The organism is Vibrio sp. 10N.222.46.A1 (assembly GCF_041473595.1).
Lineage (GTDB): Bacteria > Pseudomonadota > Gammaproteobacteria > Enterobacterales > Vibrionaceae > Vibrio > Vibrio tasmaniensis_A.
In genome coordinates, this window is the sequence record NZ_JBFRSN010001868.1 from 1 (window position 1) to 1,006 (window position 1,006).

Below are 1,006 nucleotides of genomic sequence, written 5' to 3' on the forward strand. Positions count from 1 at the left end.
GGCTTTATATAACCTTCATTAAAGGCTCCCTTAAGGATGCTTTTTTTACTTTGTGTTGCCTTCTTCTCAAGCTCTAGTTCTTTTAAGTCCCCATGTAAAGAAAAAAGTTTTAATACGTTAGGTTTGATGCTTGAATATGGTTCACTGGGGAAAGAGTTCAGTGGCTTATTTGGGTTGTTATTCTCTTTTCCCCATATTCTAAAAAATGGGTTGACCGCTGACCTAAAGCTAGCTGATTCATCAGGGAATTTATAGTTCTCTTTTAAAAATTCTCTATACTCAGATATTGGTTTTTCAATATGTTCACTTTCAGTTATAAATGTAACTACAGATGGATCATTTGTAGCTCTAGAAAACTTGTGGATAACACCGTCAAAGATAAAATCCATTTCAACTGTTATTATGCCAACATTGTCGATTATGTCAGATGATAACTTAATAAAATCATCTCCTGAAAATGCGAAGTCAATTAACATTAGAACTGATGACTTACCAATGGAATTTGCTCCATCATTTGGGCCTACAAGGACATTTAACCCGTCATTGAACTCTAACTTAGTATCAATTAATTTATTACACCTTAACTCGTTTAGCATTTTATTACCTTACCTAATTCTAGATCCAATTCAATCTTCCCTAAAACATATAGAACATCAATTGAATAAATAAACTCATCAATTCCTTTGAATTTGTTTTTTTCTTATTATAAAGATCAATTAACGGAATTTCGTCAAAGTCATCATCTAAAATAATTGTCATTTTGAATACTATCGAATCTTTAAAAGGTATTGTTTTACTTGGTGTAATCATGAATATACCTCACAGTTTTGAATGAAGTAGGATACGATAATTTCTGAAATCTCTATATTTTTACAGTTGGTGGTGTTATTAATCCATTCAACTAATGCACCAAATATTTCCGTTTGATTAAGACCATCTTTTTTTAATTTAATATAGTAAGTTTTTACCTGGCTATAAATTGTATCTGACGTGTATGGAGCTCTTT

At 31.0% G+C, this 1,006-nt stretch carries 2 protein-coding genes and 1 pseudogene; all 3 read right to left on the bottom strand.

The genetic code is table 11. The features are described 5' to 3' along the window. Window positions 1-596: pseudogene (locus AB4496_RS29680) on the bottom strand (flagellar protein FlgN); the annotation flags it as partial. Further along, window positions 590-679, bottom strand: coding sequence for a hypothetical protein (locus tag AB4496_RS29685; protein ID WP_372084971.1), 90 nt, complete (start codon window positions 677-679; stop codon window positions 590-592). The gene AB4496_RS29685 and the pseudogene AB4496_RS29680, both read right to left, overlap by 7 nt. Window positions 680-806: 127 nt before the next feature. After that, window positions 807-1,006 (bottom strand): ABC-three component system protein (locus tag AB4496_RS29690; protein WP_372133727.1); only part of this gene is annotated, 200 nt, incomplete at its 5' end.